Genomic DNA, 20372 nt, shown 5'->3' with positions numbered 1-20372 from the left:
GATCAGCCAGCGGAGCTCCAGGTTCAAGGGCGTCTTAGAGTGACCACCCTCTATACCGGAGCTCCGCTGCTCTATGCCTCAGACACGCCTTGACGATCCACCCGACCGCCTAACTGAACGGCGTTGGGACTAGCTCCCCATGCTTCGTGACGGCGGCCTTGACTCCGTTGCCGAACACCGGCACACCGCCGACGACCTGCTCGAAGCTCAGGTGGTGGGTGCCGTCGATGTCGACGTAGTCCTTGCGCAGCCGCAGGGCCGCCGTCTCCGCCGCGCTCAGACCGAAGACCTCCGGGTTCGCGGCGACGTAACCGGTGGCGATCTCCTTCGCCGGCTTGTCACTCGCCGTGGTCAGGAAGCCGTCGACCCGGGCAACCCGGCGAGCGGTCCCGGTGGCCGGGTCGATGTCGACCAGGCCCTGCGCGCCGAGGCCCTTATCGAGCTTGGTGACGCCGGCGGAGCGCTGCTTCGTGCGGAGCGCGGTGAGCGTACGCGCATCCGGCACGCGGCCGTCGAAGTTCGCCCGGCGCTCGTCCCGCTGGTGTTGCCGGACGGCATCGGCCGGGCCGGGCGAGGGAGCGGCCGACGCGGAGGCGGGAACGATGCCGATGCACAGCACCGCCGCAGCGACGGCCGCGACGGGCCGTCGTGAACGTGCGATTGTCATCAGGTGACTCCTCAATGCCGTGGCACCGACATCTAATGTGGAAGGCGTCCTGATCCGGACCGTAGGCGGCCAGGCGTTGTTCAGGTTCGATCCCGGCTGCTGAACAACAAACGCCGGACACGGCGGACGACCGACGGAGGTGCGAGTGCCCCGACAGGAACGCCCACTGGAGTCGGAGGACACTCCCCTGCTGCGGTTCGCCGGTGACCTGCGACGACTCCGCCGGCGGGCCGGCCAGCCCTCGTACCGGGAACTCGGAAAACGGACGAACTACTCGGCCGCGGCGCTGTCCGAGGCGTTGTCCGGCCGCCGGCTGCCCAGCCTCGCCGTCACCACCGCGGTCGTCCGGGCCTGCCAGGGCGACGCCGACGCCTGGACCGAACGGTGGCGTCAGCTCGCCGCCGCGCAGCCGGGCGCGAGCACCGACACCCCCGCGCCCTACGTGGGTCTCACCCCGTACCAGGTCAGCGACGCCGACCGGTTCTTCGGCCGCGAGGCCGTGACCGACACCCTGATGACGCTGGTCGACGAACGCCCGTTCGTCGGTGTCTTCGGCGCCTCCGGCGCCGGCAAGTCGTCGCTGCTGCGGGCCGGCCTGATCGCCCGCACCTCACGGACAGCGATCCTGATCACGCCGGGAGCCGACCCGATCACCGAGCTGGCCGTGGCGGTGGCCGATCTCGCCGACGAGCCCGCCGACCGCGTCCACCGCGACCTCGCGGGCAGTCCCGAAGCGCTCCGCGGCTGGCTCGCGAAAGCATCCGACGACGACCTGCTGCTGGTGGTCGATCAGTTCGAAGAGGCGTTCACGCTCTGTGACGAGGCCGCGCGGCTCTGGCTGATCCGGGCGCTGACCATCGCGGCCGGGCCACATGCCCGCGTCGTCGTCAGCGTGCGCGCCGACTTCTACGGCCACTGCGCACGCTATCCGGAGCTGGTCACCACGCTGCACCGAGCACAGGTGCTGGTCGGACCCATGTCCACCGAGGAACTGCGGGCGGCGATCACCGAACCGGCCGCCCGGGCCGGAGCGACGATCGAGACGGCGCTGGTGGCCCGCCTCGTCTCCGATGTCGCCGGGCAGCCTGCCGCGATGCCGCTGGTGTCACACACGCTCGCCGAGACCTGGCGCCGCCGCCGCGGCATGGTCCTGACCCTGGCCGGCTACCAGGACGTCGGCGGCATCGAACACGCCCTCGTCCGGACCGCCGAACGGACCTTCGAGCAGCTCACGGAGGACGACCGCGACACGGCGCGGCTGCTGTTCCTGCGCCTGGTGGTCCCGGGCGACGGCACCGCGGACACCAAGCGGCGGGTCCGGCGAGCCGACCTGCGGGTGCCGGACGCGCTCCTCGACCGGCTCGCCGCCGCCCGGCTGATCACCATCGACCGCGACAGCGTCGACCTGACCCACGAGGCGCTGCTGCGGGCCTGGCCACGACTGGCCGGCTGGATCGCCCAGGATCGCGACGACCTGCGCGCGCAGAACAGGCTCACCGAGGCCACCGCGATCTGGGAGGCGCACGACCGCGACCCCGACACCCTCTACCGCGGCGCCCGCCTCGAGCAGGCGGCTCTGCTGCGCGACCGGCTCAACCCGCGCGAGTGCGAGTTCCTCGACGCCGGTCTCGCCGCCGAGCGCGCCCGGGTACGAGCCGACCAGCGCGCCACCCGCCGGTTGCGCCGCCTCGCCGCCGGGCTGACAGCGCTGGCCGTCCTGCTCGCCGGCACCGCGGTCGCCGCGGCGGCCGCGCAACAACGGGCCGCTCGGCAGCGTAACGAGGCGCTCTCGGTGCGGGCCTCGGACACGGCCCGCGACCTGATCGCCTCCCGGCCCCGCGACGCCGCGGCGCTGGCACTGGCCGCGTACCGGCTCGCACCCACCGTCGAGGCCCGCGACGTGCTGCTCCTGGCGCACGCCGCCGCGGGCGCCACCACCCTCGGCAACGGATACTCGAATCCACCCGGCCGGTTCGCGGTGACCTACGAGGCCCGTACGCGCGGTGAGCAGCTCTGGCGGCGAAACGGCCCGACGTGGCAGCCCGCGGGCATCCTGCCCACCGCCGGCACCCATCTCCACCTGTACAGCATCGACGAACGCCGGGCGATCTACCGAACCGAGAACACCAGGTCCTTCCTCTGGGACCTGGCCGACCTCGACCGCCCCCGCCGGATCAGCGCCCCCTCCGATCTGGGCCTGATGGACGGCCTGGACCGGACCGGTTCGGTGCTGAGCGCCGTGGGCGCCGACAAGGTGGCCAGGGTGTGGCGGGTGGGCGACCCGTCCGTCCGCCGGCTCCCCGCCACGGCAGTGGTCGGAACGGCCGTGCTCCCCGACGGCTCCGGCATCATCCTCAGCCGGCGCGACGGCAACCAGGACGCCATCGAACACTGGACCCTCGACGGCCGCCGCATCGCCACGCTGACACGTGTCCCGCACCCGGCGATCGTCCGGACCGGAGCGAACGGGCTCATCGTCGTCACGTCCTACCCGGGCACCGTCACCATGACCGTCCTGGACGCGAGCGACCCCGACGCCCCGCGTGTCGTCGCCCGGGCCGACGGCCTGGACACCGCGGCAACCACGGCGTTCGATCCCGCCGGACGAACGGTGGCTGTCGTCGACGGGGCCGAGGTCCGGATCTGGGATGCCGTGACCGGCAAGAGACTGCTCTCCCTGCACACCCAGGGCCTTCGGCTGTACTCACCCCGGCTCAACGGCACCGAGCTGGCCCTGCTGGACGACATGTCGGCGATGTGGACGCTCAACAGCGATCTGACCGCCGTGATCCGCCAGACCTGCGTGCGACCGGCCGCCGTCGACTGGGACAGGTACTTCCCGGGCGCGGCGCGCAAGCAGGTATGCCCTCGACCGTGATCGTGGGTAGGGCTGGCCCCACCCGAAACAGGCGGGTTCGCCGGTTGTCGGTCACCCGTGGCGGTCTCCGATGCTGAAGCGGTCCACTCCCGACCGACAGGAGCATCATGATCCGTCGATGGAAACTGTTCGTGGTGACCGGTGTCGCCGCCGCGCTCGCGGCGGTCACCGGCGTCGCGAACGCCAAGACCGGAACGCCGCGCTGGGAACCCTGCCCGATCGGCCGCGCCCCGATCGAATGCACCTGGGTGAGCGTGCCGGTCGACTGGAAGTATCCCGGCGGACCCACCCTGGCGCTCCGGGTCGCCGTGCTGAGGGCCACCGGCAAGCGCCTGGGCGCGGTGCTCACCAACCCCGGCGGACCGGGCGTGTCCGGCGTGCAACGACTGCCCGCCATGGCCGGGAAGTTCGGCGCGGCGGTGCGCGAGTCCTACGACATCGTCTCCTGGGATCCGCGCGGGATCGGCGAGTCGTCGCCGTTGAGCTGCCCACCGGACGCCGACGCCGCGTTCGCCCGGCTGGGTGTCCCCGGCTCGGTCGGCGAACGGGTGCGCTATGAACAGGCGACGGCGACCTGGGCCCACGCCTGCCGCCGCCAGTCCGGGCCGGTCTTCGACCACGTCGACACCCTCGGCAACGCGCGAGACCTCGACCGTCTGCGCGAAGTCCTGGGCGAGCCGAAGCTGAACTACGCCGGGTTCTCCTACGGCACCCGCATCGGCCTCTTCTACGCCGACCTCTTCCCGAAGCGGGTCGGTCGCATGGCACTCGACTCCGCGGTCGACCCGGCGAGCGACGAGGCCGGCTTCTTCGACGGTCAGGCCCGTGCCGCCGAGCAGGCCTTCACCGACTACCACGCCGGGTGCGCCTCCCGCGCCGGCTGCCCGCTGGGCGACCTGACCGTGGCGGAGGCCCGTGCATGGCTCGCGCCGTTCCTGCGGCAGGACGCCGAGTTGAACGGACTGCTGCCGAACATCCTGCGCCAGCCCGCCACCTGGCCCTCGCTCGATGAGTTGCTCGGCGAGCTTCGTGCCGGGGAGTACCAGCCGGGCGGCGGCGAGGGCGGCGGTGAGGTGGCCTCACACGCGGTGAACTGCCTGGACCTGCCCGATCACCGCACCGCGGCACAGATCATGGCGGAAGCCAGGAGGGCCGCCGCCCGGTACCCGCTCTTCGGCCGGATGATGGCCGGCAGCGTCGTCTGCACCCGATGGCCGGCGCACGCGACCTATCGCCCGCACCCGATCACCGCCCGCGGGTCGGCGCCCATCCTGGTCGTCGGCACCACCCACGACACCGCCACCCCGTACGCCTGGGCGGAGTCGGCGGCGAAGAACCTGTCGGCCGGCCGGCTCCTGACCGTACAGGGCACCGGTCATGTCGCCTACGGCACCGACGCTTGCGCGACGGACGTCATCGACCGCTACTTCCTCGACGGAACACTGCCGCCGGCCGGGAAGGTCTGCCGGAAAGAGTGACGGCAGGCGCCCCTTCATGATCGACTATTGCCAAAGCGCCTTGCCTGTCGGAATATGAGTTCGCACTCGCTCATCTGTGCCGTGGCGGCGGCCGACCACAGAGGATTCGGCAACTTCCACGTGTGAGGGAGCGCCATGTTCGCCGCTCGTCGTCTGCCGGTGGCCCTCCGTGCGGACGCGAGCCGGCTCGCGGCCGGGTCGCCCGACCGTGACCTGGTGCTCTGGGACACCTCGGCGCTGAACGTCCCCGACCGGACGAGCCGGATCCGCCACGGGGGCGGCATCGTGGCGGCCGCCTGGAATCCGGCTGCCGTCGCCCTGCTGGCGACCATCTCGGCCGACGGCAGCGTCGCCACGTGGCGGATCCTCGACGATCGACCGCCACAGACGATCGTCGCGATGCCCATCCTCCGGGACCGGCCCTACCACCTGGCCTGGCTGTCCGGAGGAAAACACCTGGTCAGCACCACGATGTCGGGGCGCAGCCGGGTGTGGGACGCGGACGGGCGGCAACTGGCGGTCCGGGGACGGACGATCGGCGGACTGGTCCTGGCCACTCACGCCTGGGACGGGGCCGTCGTGGTCGTCTCCCATCTCGGTCACGTCGATGTGTGGGATCCCGCGACCCAGCTGACCGGCACGCATTTCCTGCCGGGCCGGGTCGTGGCCACCGCACACTCCCGCGCCCTGCTCGCCGTCTCGTACCAGGACGGCCGGATCGCCCTGCTCGATCGCGATCTCGTCCGGATCGGCGTGATCGAGCCGGGCGCCCCGGCGGTGAGTCTCGCCTTGTCCGAGGACAGCGGGGCGCTGGTGGTGGCGACGGCGGACGGATCGATCGCCGCCCTCGACGCCAGCCGCACGGTCCTGTGGCGCCGGCGGGTGGCCCGGACCGCACCGGCGGGCCTGGCCGTCGCATCCGGCCTGGTGGCTGTCATCAGCGACGAGGGCGGCGTCACCCTGCTGACCCTCGAGCGGGGATCACCGATCTGACGGCGTCCGGATCCCGTTCGGGTTCAGCGTGGCCGGCCCGGCGAGACCTGATCGGAGTCCCGTGAGGTGCTCGACGACGTGGGCGAGGATCAGCCGCTGGCCGGCCGGGGAGGGGTGGACACCGTCGGCTTCGAGGTAGCCGCCCAGGTCCTCGCTCCGGGAGGCGGTGTGCAGATCGAGACCTGCGGGGGCCACCTTACGGACGATCTCGGCGACCTCGTCGATGTCGCGCTCGTGCCAGCGCACCGGTTCACCGGCGAAGAAGGCGTCGATACGTCCCTGGTCGACGACCGGTGGGGTGATCGCCGTGACGGTGGTTCCGAGACCGGCGATGAGGTCGAGCAGGACACGCAGGTTGCGCTCGGTCTCGGGTCCGGTCGCCATGCGGTGTCCGACGGCGCGCCCGTGGATCCGGACGTCGTTGGTGCCGAGCATGAGCAGGACATGGGTGGGCCGGCTGGCTTCGACCAGGTCGAACCGCTCGATGACGTCGGCGGTCGTGTTCCCGCTGACACCGAGGTTGACCATCGTCGGCGCCGGTCCGCCGACCAGCGTCACCGCGGCGGACAGGATCTCGAACCAGCCGATGCGGTCGGCGGTGACGGAGTCGCCGATCGCGACGACGCGGTCCTCCGGGCCGAACGGCAAGGCCCCGACCACGTCCCGGAATCGGGGGTCGGCGAGCATGTCCGCGGCCGTGTCCCGCGCCTGTTCGGCGAAGGCGCCGACGATGGATCGCACGGTCCCGGTCGCGCAGCCGAGCATCTGAGCCAGCAACTCGTCGTGCAGCTCGTCGGTGATCGGGAAGCGCTGGAGCATCGGCCAGGCGCGGGTACGGGTGTAGCGGACGAAGTTCCGGCGCTCGTCGCCGGTGAGGCCGTGCGTGCTGGTCATGTGCTGGTTCCGGTCATGAGAAGGGGCAACGGAGCGGGCTCAGCCCTTGATCGAGCCTTGCAGCAGCGCGGCCACGAAGCGTCGCTGGAAGATCAGGAACACGGCCAGGGTGGGAGTGAGGATGAGCAGCGAGCCGGCGCACAGCAGCGGGATGTCGGTCCCCCATTGACCTTGGAAGGCGCCGAGGGCGCCCGCCATGGTTCGCTTCGCCGGGTCGTCGACCAGAACGATGGCCAGCAGGAACTGGTTCCAGGTCCAGAGGAACAGCAGGATCGCCAGGGACGACAGTGCGGGACGGGCCAGCGGGACGTGCACGCGCCGGAAGAGCTGCCAGGTGGTGGCGCCGTCGATGCGCGCGGCCTCCGACAGGTCGTCGGGCATGGTCACGAAGTGGGCCCGCATCCACAGCACGGAGAACGGCATGAACAGGCCGACGAGCGGCAGGATGATCGCCCAGCGGGTGTTCAGCAGGCCCAGGTCGCGAACCTGGTAGTACAGCGGCGTGATGATGCCCTCGAACGGCAGCGTCAGGCCGAGCACGAAGATCAAGAATCCGATGCGATGCCCGGGCATGCGGAGGTGACCGAAGGCGAAACCGGCCATGGTGCCGAGCAGGAGCGAGATCGGGACGACACCGGCCACGATGAGAACACTGGAGAGCAGGAGCTGCCCCATCCGCGCCGAGCGGAACGCGTCGGCGAAGTTCCCCCACTGCGGATCGTCCGGCCAGGACAGCCCGGCCGGGTAGGTGCCCGAGGGGTGCAGCGCGGTGACGAACAGGCTGATGAAGGGCACCACGGTGATCGCCATCAGCAACAGGAGCAGGACGCGCCCGGTCAGGGTCTCGCGGCGGGTGACGATCATCGGGATCCGTCCCGGGTGAACCGTTGCACCGGCAGGACACAGGCCAGGACGAGGATCACCAGCACGACCGCCAGCGCGGAGGCCCGCCCGACCTCACGCTCGGAGAAGGCCAGGTAGAAGATCTCCAGACCCGGGACCATCGTGGAGTTGCCCGGCCCGCCCTGGGTGGAGATGTAGACGATGTCGAAACTTGCCAGGGCGGCGATGATCGTGACGGTCACGCAGACGCCGATCTCCTGACGCAGGCTGGGCAGGGTGATGGCGAAGAACTCGCGTACCGGGCCGGCGCCGTCGAGACGTGCCGACTCGTAGAGCGCGGGATCGATCTTGCTCATCCCGGCCAGCAGGAGCAGCGTGCACAGGCCGACGAGGACCCAGGCGCCGATCACGCCGACGGCCGGCAGCGCGGTCCCGAAGTCACCCAGCCAGGCACGGGTCAGGCGGCCCAGGCCGACCGCCGACAGCAACTCGTTGGCCAGGCCGGTCGAGGACAGCAGCCAGCTCCACATGATGCCGGCCGCCACCAGCGGGATGACCTGGGGCAGGAACAGCACCGTACGGGCGACCATCGCGAGGCGGCTCTGCGCGATGCCGCGGATCGTGGCCGCCACGAACAGGCCGAGCAGCACCGGGACGAGGCTGAAGAAGAGGATCAGCTCGAAGGCGTGCAGGATGGTGGCGAACTGCTCGGGCTCGGTGAACAACCGGGTGTAGTTCTCCAGCCCGACCCAGGTGGACGCCCCGATGCCGTTCCAGTCGTAGAACGAGTACTGGACGGTCAGCGCCAGCGGCCGCAGGACGAAGACGGCGTACATGACGGCCGCGGGGGCGGCGAACAACCAGCCCAGCCACGCCCCGGAATGACGACGGGTCACCGGATCAGCCCTTGACCTGACTCTCGTAGTCCTTCTGCACCGACTTCAACAGCGCGGCCGGGGTCTGCTGACCGGCCGCCAGCTTCTGCAGTTGAGGGGTCCAGCTCTTGGCGTAGATCGCGCCGGTCGCGTTGGCGATGAAGTCCATGGCCCCGTTGTCCTTGCCGATGGTGGCGCCGGCGGTCAGCGTCGCCGCGGTGACGGTGCCTTCCTTGACCGCCGGCATGTACGCGTCCGACGGGCCCATCGGGTGTGAACCGCCCACCGTCACGGCGATGTCGCGGGCCTTCTGATCGGTCGCCACCCAGTTCAGGAAGAACGCGGCACAGTCCGCGTGCGTGGCCTTGGCGCTGATCCCGTAGGTCAGCGGGGCCGACATCGCGGCCTGCTTGCCGCCCGCGGCCTGCGAGGGCATCAGGAAGAATCCGGCGTTGCCGGCCATCTGCTTGTCGAGGTTGCCCGACTCCCAGTCGCCGTTGAACATGAACAGGGCTTTGCCGCCGATGAAGCGGCTCATCATCGTCGCGTAGTCCTGCGAGTTGATGTCGGACGCGAAGTAGCCGGCCTTGATCCACTTCTCCAGGTGCTGGGCGGCCCGCAGGTTGCTCGGCGTGTCGATGGTGGCGCCGGGCTTCTGGAAGATCCAGTCGTTGATGGCAGCGGGATCGCCGTACGAGGCCATCAGGTTCTGCAAGGGAAAGGCGAGCCCACCGGTCGCGCCGCCGTTGAACTGGTCGATCGGCGTGAGCCCGGCCTCCTTGGCCTTCTGCAGCACCGCGTCGAGGTCGGCCAGCGTGGCTGGAGGCTGCGTCATGCCCACCTGGGCCGCCAGCTTCTTGTTGTAGAACACGCCGGTCATGCTGAAGTTCAGCCCCTGCGCCTGCAGCGGACCGTCACCGCGCCGGCCGTCCGGGTTGACCCGCATCTGCTCCAGCTGCGAGGCGGGCCACTTGTCCCACCCGTACGCCTGGGCGTAGCCGTCCAGCGGCTTGAGCAGGCTGTCCTTGACGAGCTCGGACACCTGAGGCAGGCGCATGAGGTCCGGCGGGTCGTCGGCCAGCACCCTCGGCGCGTTCTGCGTGATCACCGCGAACTGGTCCTCGCGGACCTCCCACTTGACGTTCGGGAACTGCTTGGTGAACTCGTCGGAAAGCTGCTTGGGCAACGGGAACCCGGTTTCGAAGTAGCCCTTCAAGGTGACCGGATCGCTGCCGCAGGTCGTGGCCACAGCCCCCGTGCTACCAGCGGTGTCCGGGGTGTCCGAGTCGCTACCCGGCGCGCTGCACGCCGTTGCGGCCAGCAGACCGGCGCAGGCCAATGCTGCCATAGCTGGATATCTCATACTTCACCAACATTTCATGGATGGACGTATCCCGGAGGCCAAGCCTCTGCGTAACAAGCACGAAACCTCATCGGGAAAGCCCTGTCAACAGTTTCTATCAAAGCACTTTTATGCCGGGCCAACCCGCATCGGAGCCGGCTTCCGCAGCTGGTCAGGTGGTCGATCGCTGGACCAGGCGCACGTCGAGCACCGTCGTCGATCGCAGGTCGGAACCGCCGAGATGGCCCAGCAGGACGCTCAGCGCGGTGCTACCCGACTCCTCGAACGGCTGGCGCACCGTGGTCAGGTCGGCCGCCATGGCGATCTCGCCGTCGTCGAAGCCCATGACGGCCACGTCCTGCGGAACACGCAGCCCACGGTTGCGCGCCTCGATCAGAACCCCCACGGCGAGCGCGTCGTGATGCGCCATGATCGCGGTGGGCCGGTCCGCGGCGTCGAGCAGACCCGCGGCGACCTCGCGCGCGGCGTCGACCGAGTTGTCGCTGCTCGTCACGACCACCGAGCCGCCGGCCGCGGCCATGACCTCGCGGAACCCGGTCAGCCGCCGGATGGCCTGCGACTCGTAGTCCGAGACCTGCCGCTCGAGCAGGTAGCCCACCCTGCGGTGGCCACGGTCCCGCAGGTGCTCGGCCGCGATCCGGCCCCCGGCGGCGTCGTCGATGACCACCCGGCTGAACAGGACGCTGTCCGCGTCGACCGCGACCGTCGGCAGATGCCGCTCGCGCAACCGGTCGGCGATGGCGTCCTCGATCCGCAGGCCCATCACGATCAGGCCGTCCAACCGCCCGTGCACCGGCATACTGGCCAGCACCGGGGAGGAGGCCAGCGCGGCCGACTCATGATCGAATACCAGCAGGTCGATCTCCAGCTCGGTGGCCGCCGTCAGCAGCCCCGACAACCGGCGCAGGTACGAGGAGTAGGAGGTGAACGGCGCCATCACACCGACCCGGCCGGTACCCCGCCGCGCCAGACTGACCGCCTGGACCTTCGGAACGAACCCGAGCTCGTCGACGGCCGCGAGCACCCGCTCCCGGGTTGCCGAACTGACCCGATCAGGCTTGTTGAGCACGTTGGAGACGGTCGAGATGCTCACCTGAGCACGATCGGCGACCTCATAGATCGTGACTTGACGACCCGCCGGCAACGTCCCGCCCGCCTCCGCTCGTAAATAGCTTTGTGCGAAGGACTCTACAACCCTCAGCCGATCTGCTCGCCGGGGCAGACGATGCCGCGCTGGTACGCCAGGACGACGAGCTGGGCACGATCGCGGACGCCCAGTTTCGTCATCGCGCGGTAGACGTGCGTCCGGGCTGTCAACGGCGAGAGGTAGAGGCGCTCGGCGATCTCCTCGTTCGACAGCCCGTGCGCCACGAGGACGACGACCTGGCGTTCGCGGTCGGTGAGCGTGGCGATCCGGGCCAGTTCCGCCTCCGGCGCCGGCTCGAGTTCCGGCCGGCTCAGGAATCGGCCGATCAGCGCTCCGGTGGCCTGCGGGGAAAGCAGGGCCTCGCCGGCGGCGACGGTCTGCACGGCCCGGACCAGATCGGCGGGTTCCACGTTCTTGCCGAGGAAGCCGCTCGCGCCCGCCCGCAGCGCCCGGACGACGTTGTCGCCGTTCTCGAAGGTGGTGAGCACGAGAATGCGGACGCCGGCGAGGTCCTCGTCGGCGACGATGCGGCGGGTCGCCTCCACGCCGTCCATCTCCGGCATGCGGATGTCCATCAGCACCACGTCGGCCCGGGTGGTCCGGGCCAGCTCGACCGCCTCGGCGCCGGTGCGGGCCTCACCCACGACCTCGACACCCGGCTGACTGTCGAGGATGACCTTGAAGCCCGCCCGGATGAGCGTCTGGTCGTCGGCGAGCAGGACGCGGATCGTCACGGCTGCTCCTTGCCGGCCGCGGGCAGGACGGCACGCACCCGGAAACGGCCGTCGTCCCCGGGCCCGGCGGCCAGGGTGCCCCCGGCGGCGGCCGCCCGCTCCCGCATGCCGAGCAGGCCGAAACCGCCGGGCGAACCCGGCCCGCCGATCGCGTTGGTGACGTCGAGGATCACCTGGTCGGCCAGGTACCTGACGGTGAGGCAGGCGGAGCCGGTGCCGTACCTCTTCGCGTTGGTCAGAGCTTCCTGCAGGATCCGGTAGGCCGCGAGATCGACCACGGCGGGCAGGTCCCGCACGGTTCCGTGCTCCCGATGGTCGACCTCGAGACCGGCGGCCGTGGCGGTGCCGAGGAGATCGCGCAGCCGGGCCAGACCGGGTACCGGCCCGTCGTCGAGGTCGTCGGCCTGACGCAGCACGCCGACGACCGAGGCGAGCTCCCGGAGCACCGTGTCGGAGGCCCGGCGGATGTGTTCGAGCGCGACGTCGGCCACCTGGGGCTGTTTCAGCAGGACATGCCGGGCCGCTCCGGCCTGGACGCTGATCGTGGCGATGTGATGGGTCACGACATCGTGCAGCTCGCGGGCGATGCGGATGCGTTCCATGACGACGCGCCGGTGCGCCTCGTCCTCACGGGTCTGCTCGGCGCGGCGGGCCCGTTGCTCGACCTCCGCGACGTACGCCTGCCGGCTGCGCCCGGCGTCGCCGACGGCGGCGGCCATGCCGATCCAGCCCAGCACGCCGAGGTTCTGCGGGGCCCACCAGCTGCTGTCCGAGGTGGCCGTCGCGGCCAGGTAGAGCGGCAGGGCCACGGCCGTCGCCGTCAGCCAGATGCGCCGCCGGTCCAGGCCGGACGCGACCGTGTAGACGCAGACCACCAGCGCGATCATCAGAGCCGGCTGCTGCGATCCGACGACCAGGGTCAAGGTCACCGCGGTGACGGCGGTGACCAGGAGCACCGGCACCGGCCGCAGCCGCCGGCAGGCGACCGCCACCCAGGCGACCAGACCGACGCCGACGCCGCCGGGGTTCGGCAGGTCGGCCGGGTGGTGCGAACTCGCCGCGGCCAGCACGGCCGGCGCCGCGAGCAGCGCGCCGAGAAGCGCGTCGATCAGCAGCGGATGACGCACGGCGTTGCCACGCAGCCATCGGACGGCACGGGTGAACACCACGACGACGCTATGCGCCCGGATCTCGTCACGCGTCCTCACTTCGTCGTAGGCAGCCTGCCGCCGGCCTACCACGCGGGTGGTAGGAGACGGCGGAGCCTAGTGCTCGTAGCTATGAGAGACCTATGAAAAGCGTCGTTCCCGAACGAATACCACTTCTGTAGTACTCGGCGGCCGATCAGATGACTGCGGAGTGACGACGCGGGGGCGGGGCCGCTCCGTCATCGTTGTGCGGTGCCCGGCGTACACCTGCCGTTAACCTTGCCGACAGATTGGCCTGCCCATGCGATCGCTGTTCCGTCGTGGCCCCGCCCCACCGGAACCCGCCCCGCCCGCCGAGCCCGAGCCGAGCCGGGCGGCCGAGCAGCGCGGCGATGACCACGCCGGCCATGCGATGCGCGCGCCCAGCGCCCTGCACCAGTTCAACCGCTACGAGATCAAATACCTGCTGCCGAGTACGCAGATCCCGGAGCTCCGTGCCGCGTTGCGCAGCCGCCTGGACGCCGACAGCCATGGCACCGACGGCGGCTACGGGGTGTGGAGCACCTACTACGACACTCGTGACCTGCGGTTCTACTGGGAGAAGATCGAGGGGCTGAAGTTCCGTCGCAAGCTGCGCGTGCGCCACTACGGCGACCGGTTCGCCGTGCGTGACGACAGCACAGTGCACGTCGAGATCAAGCAGCGGGTCAACCGGGTCACCCAGAAACGGCGGATCGCGGTGCCCTACCTGGCCGCCCGGGACCTCTGTGACCGGCGGGCGATGATCGAGCACGAGCCGTCCCAGCGCGCCTTCGTCGAGGAGGTGCTCGAGCTGATCTCCCTGCTCGACCTGCACCCGGTGGCGATGACCGGCTACCAGCGCGAGGCGTTCGTCGGCCGGGACGCGGACACCGGGCTGCGGGTCACCCTCGACCAGCGCGTCCGCGGCCGGGACCGGGACTTCCACTTCGCCTCCGGCACCGAGAACAGGCTGATCGTGCCCGCCCGGATGTCGGTGGTCGAGTTCAAGGCCAACGAGCGGGTTCCCTACTGGCTCACCGACCTCGCGGCGCACCTCAGCATGTCGGTCGCCCGCGTCTCCAAGTACTGCCAGAGCGTCGAGGCCTTCGGCCGCGCCCCACGCTCCGTCTTCCATGTACCCGAAGAAATCCCCAGTCCCGACTTCGAGCCCAGCGAGGTATGACTTCCGTGCCCTTCGACATCCAAGATCTCTCCGGTACGTTCAGCGTCGGCGACATCGCCATCGCCCTGTCGCTGTCGTTCTTCCTCAGCGCCATGATCGGCTGGGTCTACCGGTTCACCCACCGCAACGTGTCGTACAGCCAGTCGTACGTGCAGACGCTGGTCATCCTCGGGATGCTGATCGCGCTGATCATGCTGGTCGTCGGCTCCAACATCGCGCGGGCCTTCGCGCTGGTCGGCGCGCTGTCGGTGGTCCGATTCCGGAACGCCATCAAGGAGACCCGCGACGTCGGGTTCATCTTCCTGGTGATGGGCGTGGGGATGGCGGCCGGCACCCGGTTCTACACCCTGGCGATCATCGCGGCCGTCGTGATCAGCCTGATCATCCTGGTGATGTACCGCTTCAACTGGTTCGCCTCCAACGTGCAACGGCAGGTGGTCAAGGTCCAGGTACCGCCGGACGGCAACTACACCGAACACATCCAGGACGTGCTGATCGCGCAGACCACCGAGTTCGAGCTGATCAGCATGGAGTCGATCCGCGGCGGGGCGCTCACCGAGCTGATGTACACGGTGCGGCTGAAGAAGGGCGCCGAGCCGGGCGAGCTGATCGCGGCGCTCGGCGAGCGTACGGGCGGGCAGCGGGTCACGGTGCTGACCGGCTACGACCAGACCGACCTCTGATGGCGCTCAGGCACCGGATCCCGGTCCGGATCCGGCACTACTGGAAGCTGCTGGCCACCTGCGCCGCGGTGCTGGTCGCCTTCACCGTGGTGTTCAGCACCGTACGGGTGGCGCCGCTGGTGACCAGCGCGAGCGACGACGGCCGCGACGAGGTCACCGAGAACATCGAGGGCACCGAGGACCTGTTCGACGCGACCGCCGGGCACAGCATCAAGCTGACCTTCCGCGAGGCCGACTTCCAGAGCGTGCTGGACAAGCTCTGGGAGGAGGACGAGAAGGAGTACCTGGAGGCCGACCTCACCATCGACGGCGTCGCCGTCCCCAGCGTCGGCATCCGGCTCAAGGGCAACTCCACGCTGGGCCAGCTGACCCGCGACGGCGAGTCCCGGCCCCGCGGCACGGGCCCGGGCGGACAAGGCGGACCGGGCGGACAAGGTGGACCGGGTGGCCCGCCCGGTGGCTTCCCGCAGATGCCGGCCGACGGAGCCGCGCCGGATGCCGCGGGCGGCGACCAGCCGGGCGCTCCGGGTGGTGGGATGTTCGGCGGTGGCGGGCGGGGCGGCTTCGGCGCCGGGCTCAAGGCCGAGGAGCCGGAGACGCTGCCCTGGCTGATCCGCTTCGACGAGTTCGTCGAGGGACGCCGCTACCAGGGACACCGCGAGATCGCCGTCCGGGTGGCGGGCATGGGCGGCGGCAAGACGGTGATGAACGAGGCGGTGTCGCTCAACGTGCTCGCCGCCGCCGGGGAGACGGTGCAGCGGTATGCGTACACCAGCTTCACCGTGAATGACCGCCCCACCACCGCGCGCCTCATCGTCGAGCACCCGGACGAGCAATTCGCCGACCGCCTCGGCGGGCACGGCGTGCTGTACAAGAGCCTCGCCACCGGCAGCTTCACCGACAAGGGCGACGACCCCACCGACTACGTCGAGGACTTCAAGCAGATCACCAAGAAGGGCAGCCAGGATCTGCAGCCCGTCATCGACCTCATCCGCTGGGTCAACGGCAGCAGCGATGCCGAGTTCGACAAGCACCTCGGCGACCGTGTCGATGTAGCCACCTTCGCCCGCTACGTCGCCGCACAGAATCTCCTGATCAACTTCGACGACATGGCCGGGCCGGGCCGCAACTACTACCTCTGGTACGACCTGGCGACCAAGAAGTTCAGCGTCATCGGCTGGGACTACAACCTGACCCTCACCGGCAGCGCCGAACAGGATCCACACCAGACGGTGAGCATGGGCGGGGGCCGGATGCCGGAGGGATTCCAGCCTCCGGAGGGATTCCAGCCGCCCGGCGGCGGGGACGGCGCCGGCCGTGGACGGGGCGGCTTCGGCGGCAACAAACTCAAGGAGCGGTTCCTGGCCGGCTCCGCGTTCAAGAAGACCTACGACGACGCCTACCGCAAGCTGTACCAGCAGACCTTCGGCAACGGCACCGCCCTCAAGGCGCTCGACTCGGCGCTGACGGTGCTCGGCACCGTCGACGGCTACGACCGGACGGCCGGCGCCACCGAGGCCGAGCAGCTACGCACCCTGATCCGGCAACGCACCGCCTTCCTCACCAAGAACCTGACCTCGACCTCGGGGTAGCCGATGAAGGTGGAGCCGGATCGCTTCGACCCTCCCCGGTTCCTGCTCGTCGGCGCGGATCCGCGGGGAACACGACGGCTGGAACCGGCGGTGGTCGCAGAGGGCTGGAAGGCCCTCAGGGTCGGCACCGGGGCCGCGGCCACACCGGTCGCGGCGACCTTCCAGCCGCATGTCGCGGTGATCGAATTGGTCCTGCCGGACCTCGACGGCCTGCAGGTCATGCACCTGCTCCGCCGCGACCGGCCGAGGCTGCCGGTCCTCGTCCTCGCCGCCGTCGACCGCGCGGAGGTCCGCACCCACGCGCTCGTCGAGGGCGGCGACGACTGCGTCAGCACGCCGTTCCACCTGCCGGAGCTGCTGAGCCGGCTGCGTGCGCTGCTCAGGCGCAAGCGGATGTCCACCGACCCCGCCGCCTCGATCGTGATCGGCGATCTGGCGCTGCACGAGCATCCGCACCAGGTCCGGCGAGGCGGGCATCCCGTCGACCTGACCGTCTCGGAGTTCGAGCTGCTGCGCCACCTCATGACCAACCCCGGCCGGGTGCTCTCCCGGGACTACCTCCGCTCGCGACTCTGGCCGCCCGACCAGACCGTCACCGTACGGATGATCCATCAGCACGTCGCACGTCTCCGCAAGAAGATCGACGCGCACGGCCCGGCCTTGATCCACACCGTTCGCGGCCTCGGCTACATCCTCGAGCAACGCAAGCCCTGAGCGGCAGTCTTCAGGCGGTTGCCTCGCGCATCGCGACCGCCACTGCGGCCCTCAGCTGCTGCTCGGTGAACGGCTTCTCCATCAGCTGCGCGCCCTCGGCCAATGTGCCCTGCTCGTTCAGGGCGGGCTCCACGTAACCGGACATGAACAGCACCCGCATCGCGGGCCGCTCCGCGGCGAGACGCTTGGCCAGTTCGGTGCCGAGCATCTTCGGCATGATCACGTCGGTGAGCAGAAGGTCGATGTGTCCCGCCTCGGCCGCTGCCACCTCGAGCGCCGCCGAGCCGTCGGCGGCCTCCAGCACGCGGTGTCCCTGCCGCTGGAGGATCCGGCGGGCCACCTCACGAACACCGTCCTGGTCGTCCACCAGCAGAACGGTGTAGTGACTGCCGTCGCTCGCCGTGGCCGGTGACGGCCCGCCCGGCTGCTCGACCGGTCCGTCGTGGGCGGGTAGCAGGATCGTCAGCGTCGTGCCGTGCCCGATCTCGGAGCTGAGCCTGACATGACCCTGGTGGCGTACGACGATGCCGTAGATCGTGGACAGACCCAGCCCGGTTCCCTCGCCCGGCGGTTTGGTGGTGAAGAACGGCTCGAAGGCCTTGGCGGCGGTCTCCGAGGGCATGCCGACACCCGTGTCGGTCATCCGCAGTCGCACGTACCGGCCCGGCCGGAGGTTCAACGGCTCCGCCTCCGCTCCGTCCAGCACCATGTTCGCGGTCTGCAGGGTCAGCCGGCCGCCCGCCAGCATTGCGTCACGGGCATTCACCGCCGCGTTGATGACCATCTGCTCCACCTGGCCCGGATCGGCCATGATCGGCCATGCGCCGTCGGCCAGCCGGAGGTCGATCGCGATGTGCTCGCCCAGCGTGCGCTCGAGCAGCGTCGCCGCGCCCTGGACCGCCTCGTTGACCTTCAGCACCTGCGTGTTCAGGAGCTCCCGGCGGCCGACGGAGAGCAGCTGACGGGTCAGGTCTGTGGTCCGCTCGACGGCACCCTGAATCTTCTGCGCCTGAGCCGCGATCTCCGCCAGCACCTCGGTGAGGTCGGTGGGCGTCCCGGTCTCGGCTTCCTGCCGGATGAACTCGGCCTGCCCGCCGATGATCGCCATCAAATTGTTGATGTCGTGCGCCACCCCACCCGCGAGCTGACCGAGACTTTCCAGCTGGTGGCTCTGCTGGAGCTGCTTCTCCAGCCGCTCGCGCTCGACCTGCTGGGTCAGATCTCGCACCGCCGCGGCCACCAGCAGCCCGTCGTCGGTGTCGATGGCCGCCAAGGACACTTCCACCGGGAACTGGCTGCCGTCCTTGCGCTGCGCCTGCAGGCGCATACCGGCGCCCATCGGCCGGGTCTTCGGCTCCCGGAGGAAGGTGCCGCGCAACCCCTCGTGCGCATGCCTCAGGGCGTGCGGCACCAGGATCTCCACCGGCTGGTCGCGCAGCTCGTCGCGGGTGTGTCCGAACAGCCGCTCGGCCTCCGCGTTGACCATCAGGATCCGCCCGGATTCGTTGACCCCGACGATGGCCACCGTCGCCGCTTCCAGCAGCGCCCGGAAGCGTGCCTCAGCACGCTGCTCCCCTTCGACGTCCTTGGTGATGGACGCGCCGCCGACGACGGCGCCGTCGTCGTCGAGGATCGGCGCGAACGTCACGGACACCCGCACGACCATCCCGTCCTTACGGCGACGTGGCACGGTTCCGAGGACGGTCGGGCGCCCCCGCGCCACCTCTTCGAGCAACCTGGCCATCTCGCTCGGCGGGTCGGTGACGTAGAGCATGGCGATGGACCTGCCCACGGCCTCGGCCCGGGTGTAGCCGTACAGCCGCTCGGCCGCGGGGTTCCAGTAGGTGATCTGTCCGTCCAGCGTCACGCTGATGATCGCGTCGCTGGCCGTGTCCGCGAGCCAGCGGTGCAGGCTTCGCGTCGCGGCCGCGCGGGCGGACAGCGGAGCCTCGCGTACCTGCGCCCACACCTGGGTCCCCGAGTGGGACTGCACGGTCGCCAGGTGCAGCTCGGCCACGAATCGGGTGCCGTCCTTGCGCCGGCACGGGGCATGCGTGGCCGACCCGTCGGTCTGCCCGGCATCGGCGCGTAGCACGTCGGTGATCAGGTCCGGCTGATCGATGATGATCTGCACGGGCCGGCCGAGAAGCTCCTCGTCCAGGTAACCGAGCACCGCGTGGGCCCCGGCGGTCAACGAGATGAGGCCGTCCGGTCCGACGCCGATCAGCGCCGTGGGTGGTTCTTCGACACGGTTCCCCAGTGACTTGCTCTCCGCGGCGAACACGTCTCATCAGCTCCCCGGTCTGGTCAATTGTCCTGGCGCAGGTCGTCGACGACGCTCTGATAGGAGTCTGGCGTCACGGCGAACGAGCCGTAGTAGGGGTAGTTCATCTCGACGATGAGGAACAGGTTCGTCGCGATCACCGTGCTGGCCATGGTCAGCAGGGCGCGGCGCACGAGGCCGTCGTCGAGGCCGAAGAACAGGCACATGGTGAGGACCGCGCCGGTCGAGACGAGCACGCCGAACCACATCACCGGTGACATCCGGCTGTCGTCGGCCTCGGCGTCCGAGTCGTGGTGGTACTGCTCGGCCTTGCCGATCTTGTCGATGGCGTGGTTGATGTAGAAGCGCTGCGCGTCCGTCTCCGCCCGCAGCGACCCGACGAGGGTGGCGAGCCGGCTCAGGTCGGCGGTGCGCTCCCGTTCGGTGCCCCGCTCGTGCCGGGCCTTCCAGTCGGTCACCAGGGCGGTCTCGTAGCGGATCACCCCGTCGGTGATCACCTGGTGGGTCTGCTCGTCGAAGACCACGCTGCCGGGAATGAGGGCGGTCATGCTCGCGGCCTCCTCGCGTACGGCGTCCTTCGCGTCGGTGTAGCCCTCCCACAGCGAGACCACGCACAGCCCGATCACGATCGCGTAGGCCACCCCGACCAGCGAGACGATGACCCCGGTGACGTCGTTGTGCTGGTTGAGCCGCCGGTGCGGCAGCGTGCGGTGGATGAGGATGTCCAGCCCGAGGGTGACGGCCGGGACTCCGACGATGAGCACGGCCCCCACCAGCCACGCCGACACGTCCCGTACGAGCCAGAGTTCCACGCCCTCACCCTAGGCAGCGCGGGGTGTCGGAAGGCCGAATACCGGAAACGGCGGTCGGAACGT

17 protein-coding genes are annotated in these 20372 nt (G+C 70.1%); 7 read left to right on the top strand and 10 right to left on the bottom strand.

Translation table 11 applies throughout. From position 1 onward, the window contains the following. Positions 1-109: 109 nt before the first annotated feature. The gene (locus QSK31_RS34295; RefSeq protein WP_285688764.1) at positions 110-667 is read right to left on the bottom strand and encodes a hypothetical protein; all 558 of its coding nucleotides are present in this window, start codon (positions 665-667) and stop codon (positions 110-112) included. A 145-nt stretch (positions 668-812) separates the two neighbouring features. Between QSK31_RS34295 and QSK31_RS34290 the strand changes: the two genes are divergently transcribed. From QSK31_RS34290 to QSK31_RS34280, 3 genes are all read left to right on the top strand, one after another. After that, on the top strand, positions 813-3545 hold the full coding sequence (locus tag QSK31_RS34290) for an nSTAND1 domain-containing NTPase (protein WP_285688763.1): 2733 nt from the start codon (positions 813-815) through the stop codon (positions 3543-3545). A 107-nt stretch (positions 3546-3652) separates the two neighbouring features. Continuing rightward, positions 3653-5023 (top strand): alpha/beta hydrolase, encoded by a 1371-nt coding sequence (locus QSK31_RS34285; RefSeq protein WP_285688762.1) that lies wholly within the window; start codon positions 3653-3655, stop codon positions 5021-5023. Between the two features lie 135 nt (positions 5024-5158). Further along, on the top strand, positions 5159-6016 hold the full coding sequence (locus QSK31_RS34280; RefSeq protein WP_285688761.1) for a WD40 repeat domain-containing protein: 858 nt from the start codon (positions 5159-5161) through the stop codon (positions 6014-6016). On the opposite strand, the gene QSK31_RS34275 is transcribed toward QSK31_RS34280, so the two are convergent. From QSK31_RS34275 to QSK31_RS34245, 7 genes are all read right to left on the bottom strand, one after another. Continuing rightward, entirely contained in the window at positions 6005-6910 is a 906-nt protein-coding gene (locus tag QSK31_RS34275; protein WP_285688760.1) for an SGNH/GDSL hydrolase family protein, read from the bottom strand. The genes QSK31_RS34280 and QSK31_RS34275 overlap by 12 nt on opposite strands. 39 nt (positions 6911-6949) lie before the next feature. Further along, positions 6950-7774 carry a carbohydrate ABC transporter permease gene (locus tag QSK31_RS34270; RefSeq protein WP_285688759.1) on the bottom strand — a complete coding sequence of 275 codons (825 nt, stop codon included), beginning with the start codon at positions 7772-7774 and terminating at the stop codon, positions 6950-6952. Next, entirely contained in the window at positions 7771-8649 is an 879-nt protein-coding gene (locus tag QSK31_RS34265; RefSeq protein ID WP_285688758.1) for a carbohydrate ABC transporter permease, read from the bottom strand. The genes QSK31_RS34270 and QSK31_RS34265 overlap by 4 nt, the downstream gene beginning before the upstream one ends. 4 nt (positions 8650-8653) lie before the next feature. Further along, positions 8654-9877, bottom strand: coding sequence for an ABC transporter substrate-binding protein (locus tag QSK31_RS34260; protein WP_285688757.1), 1224 nt, complete (start codon positions 9875-9877; stop codon positions 8654-8656). A gap of 265 nt (positions 9878-10142) precedes the next feature. Further along, entirely contained in the window at positions 10143-11135 is a 993-nt protein-coding gene (locus QSK31_RS34255; protein ID WP_285688756.1) for a LacI family DNA-binding transcriptional regulator, read from the bottom strand. A gap of 53 nt (positions 11136-11188) precedes the next feature. After that, on the bottom strand, positions 11189-11872 hold the full coding sequence (locus QSK31_RS34250; protein ID WP_285688755.1) for a response regulator: 684 nt from the start codon (positions 11870-11872) through the stop codon (positions 11189-11191). Then, the gene (locus QSK31_RS34245) at positions 11869-13080 is read right to left on the bottom strand and encodes a sensor histidine kinase (RefSeq protein ID WP_285688754.1); all 1212 of its coding nucleotides are present in this window, start codon (positions 13078-13080) and stop codon (positions 11869-11871) included. The genes QSK31_RS34250 and QSK31_RS34245 overlap by 4 nt, the downstream gene beginning before the upstream one ends. A gap of 241 nt (positions 13081-13321) precedes the next feature. Here QSK31_RS34245 and QSK31_RS34240 point away from each other — a divergent pair, with 241 nt between their 5' ends. Genes QSK31_RS34240 through QSK31_RS34225 form a run of 4 tightly spaced genes read left to right on the top strand, consistent with a single transcriptional unit; the run spans position 13322 to position 17213 of the window. Then, positions 13322-14224 carry a polyphosphate polymerase domain-containing protein gene (locus QSK31_RS34240; RefSeq protein ID WP_285688753.1) on the top strand — a complete coding sequence of 301 codons (903 nt, stop codon included), beginning with the start codon at positions 13322-13324 and terminating at the stop codon, positions 14222-14224. Positions 14225-14229: 5 nt separating this feature from the next. Beyond that, positions 14230-14907, top strand: a complete 678-nt coding sequence (locus QSK31_RS34235; RefSeq protein WP_285688752.1) for a DUF4956 domain-containing protein — start codon at positions 14230-14232, stop codon at positions 14905-14907. Next, positions 14907-16499 (top strand): CotH kinase family protein, encoded by a 1593-nt coding sequence (locus QSK31_RS34230; RefSeq protein WP_285688751.1) that lies wholly within the window; start codon positions 14907-14909, stop codon positions 16497-16499. The genes QSK31_RS34235 and QSK31_RS34230 overlap by 1 nt, the downstream gene beginning before the upstream one ends. 3 nt (positions 16500-16502) lie before the next feature. Further along, complete coding sequence (locus QSK31_RS34225; protein ID WP_285688750.1) at positions 16503-17213, top strand: response regulator transcription factor; 711 nt, start codon at positions 16503-16505, stop codon at positions 17211-17213. Between the two features lie 10 nt (positions 17214-17223). On the opposite strand, the gene QSK31_RS34220 is transcribed toward QSK31_RS34225, so the two are convergent. Further along, the gene (locus QSK31_RS34220) at positions 17224-19497 is read right to left on the bottom strand and encodes a PAS domain S-box protein (protein WP_285688749.1); all 2274 of its coding nucleotides are present in this window, start codon (positions 19495-19497) and stop codon (positions 17224-17226) included. A 23-nt stretch (positions 19498-19520) separates the two neighbouring features. Further along, positions 19521-20309: a bestrophin-like domain gene (locus QSK31_RS34215; RefSeq protein WP_285688747.1), complete on the bottom strand. Its 789-nt coding sequence runs from the start codon at positions 20307-20309 to the stop codon at positions 19521-19523. Between the last annotated feature and the right edge of the window lie 63 nt (positions 20310-20372).

Origin of the sequence: Actinoplanes sp. NBRC 103695 (genome assembly GCF_030269485.1) — a bacterium.
GTDB lineage: Bacteria > Actinomycetota > Actinomycetes > Mycobacteriales > Micromonosporaceae > Actinoplanes.
The sequence above is the reverse complement of the archived record's forward strand: the minus strand, read 5'-3'. Positions and strand labels throughout refer to the sequence as shown.

Bases quoted from the DNA above. Each gene is read 5' to 3' on its own strand.
- QSK31_RS34280 (WP_285688761.1), top strand. From the start codon at position 5,159: ATGTTCGCCGCTCGTCGTCTGCCGGTGGCCCTCCGTGCGGACGCGAGC.
- QSK31_RS34285 (WP_285688762.1), top strand. From the start codon at position 3,653: ATGATCCGTCGATGGAAACTGTTCGTGGTGACCGGTGTCGCCGCCGCG.
- QSK31_RS34270 (WP_285688759.1), bottom strand. From the start codon at position 7,774: ATGATCGTCACCCGCCGCGAGACCCTGACCGGGCGCGTCCTGCTCCTG.
- QSK31_RS34295 (WP_285688764.1), bottom strand. From the start codon at position 667: ATGACAATCGCACGTTCACGACGGCCCGTCGCGGCCGTCGCTGCGGCG.
- QSK31_RS34225 (WP_285688750.1), top strand. From the start codon at position 16,503: ATGAAGGTGGAGCCGGATCGCTTCGACCCTCCCCGGTTCCTGCTCGTC.
- QSK31_RS34240 (WP_285688753.1), top strand. From the start codon at position 13,322: ATGCGATCGCTGTTCCGTCGTGGCCCCGCCCCACCGGAACCCGCCCCG.
- QSK31_RS34275 (WP_285688760.1), bottom strand. From the start codon at position 6,910: ATGACCAGCACGCACGGCCTCACCGGCGACGAGCGCCGGAACTTCGTC.
- QSK31_RS34230 (WP_285688751.1), top strand. From the start codon at position 14,907: ATGGCGCTCAGGCACCGGATCCCGGTCCGGATCCGGCACTACTGGAAG.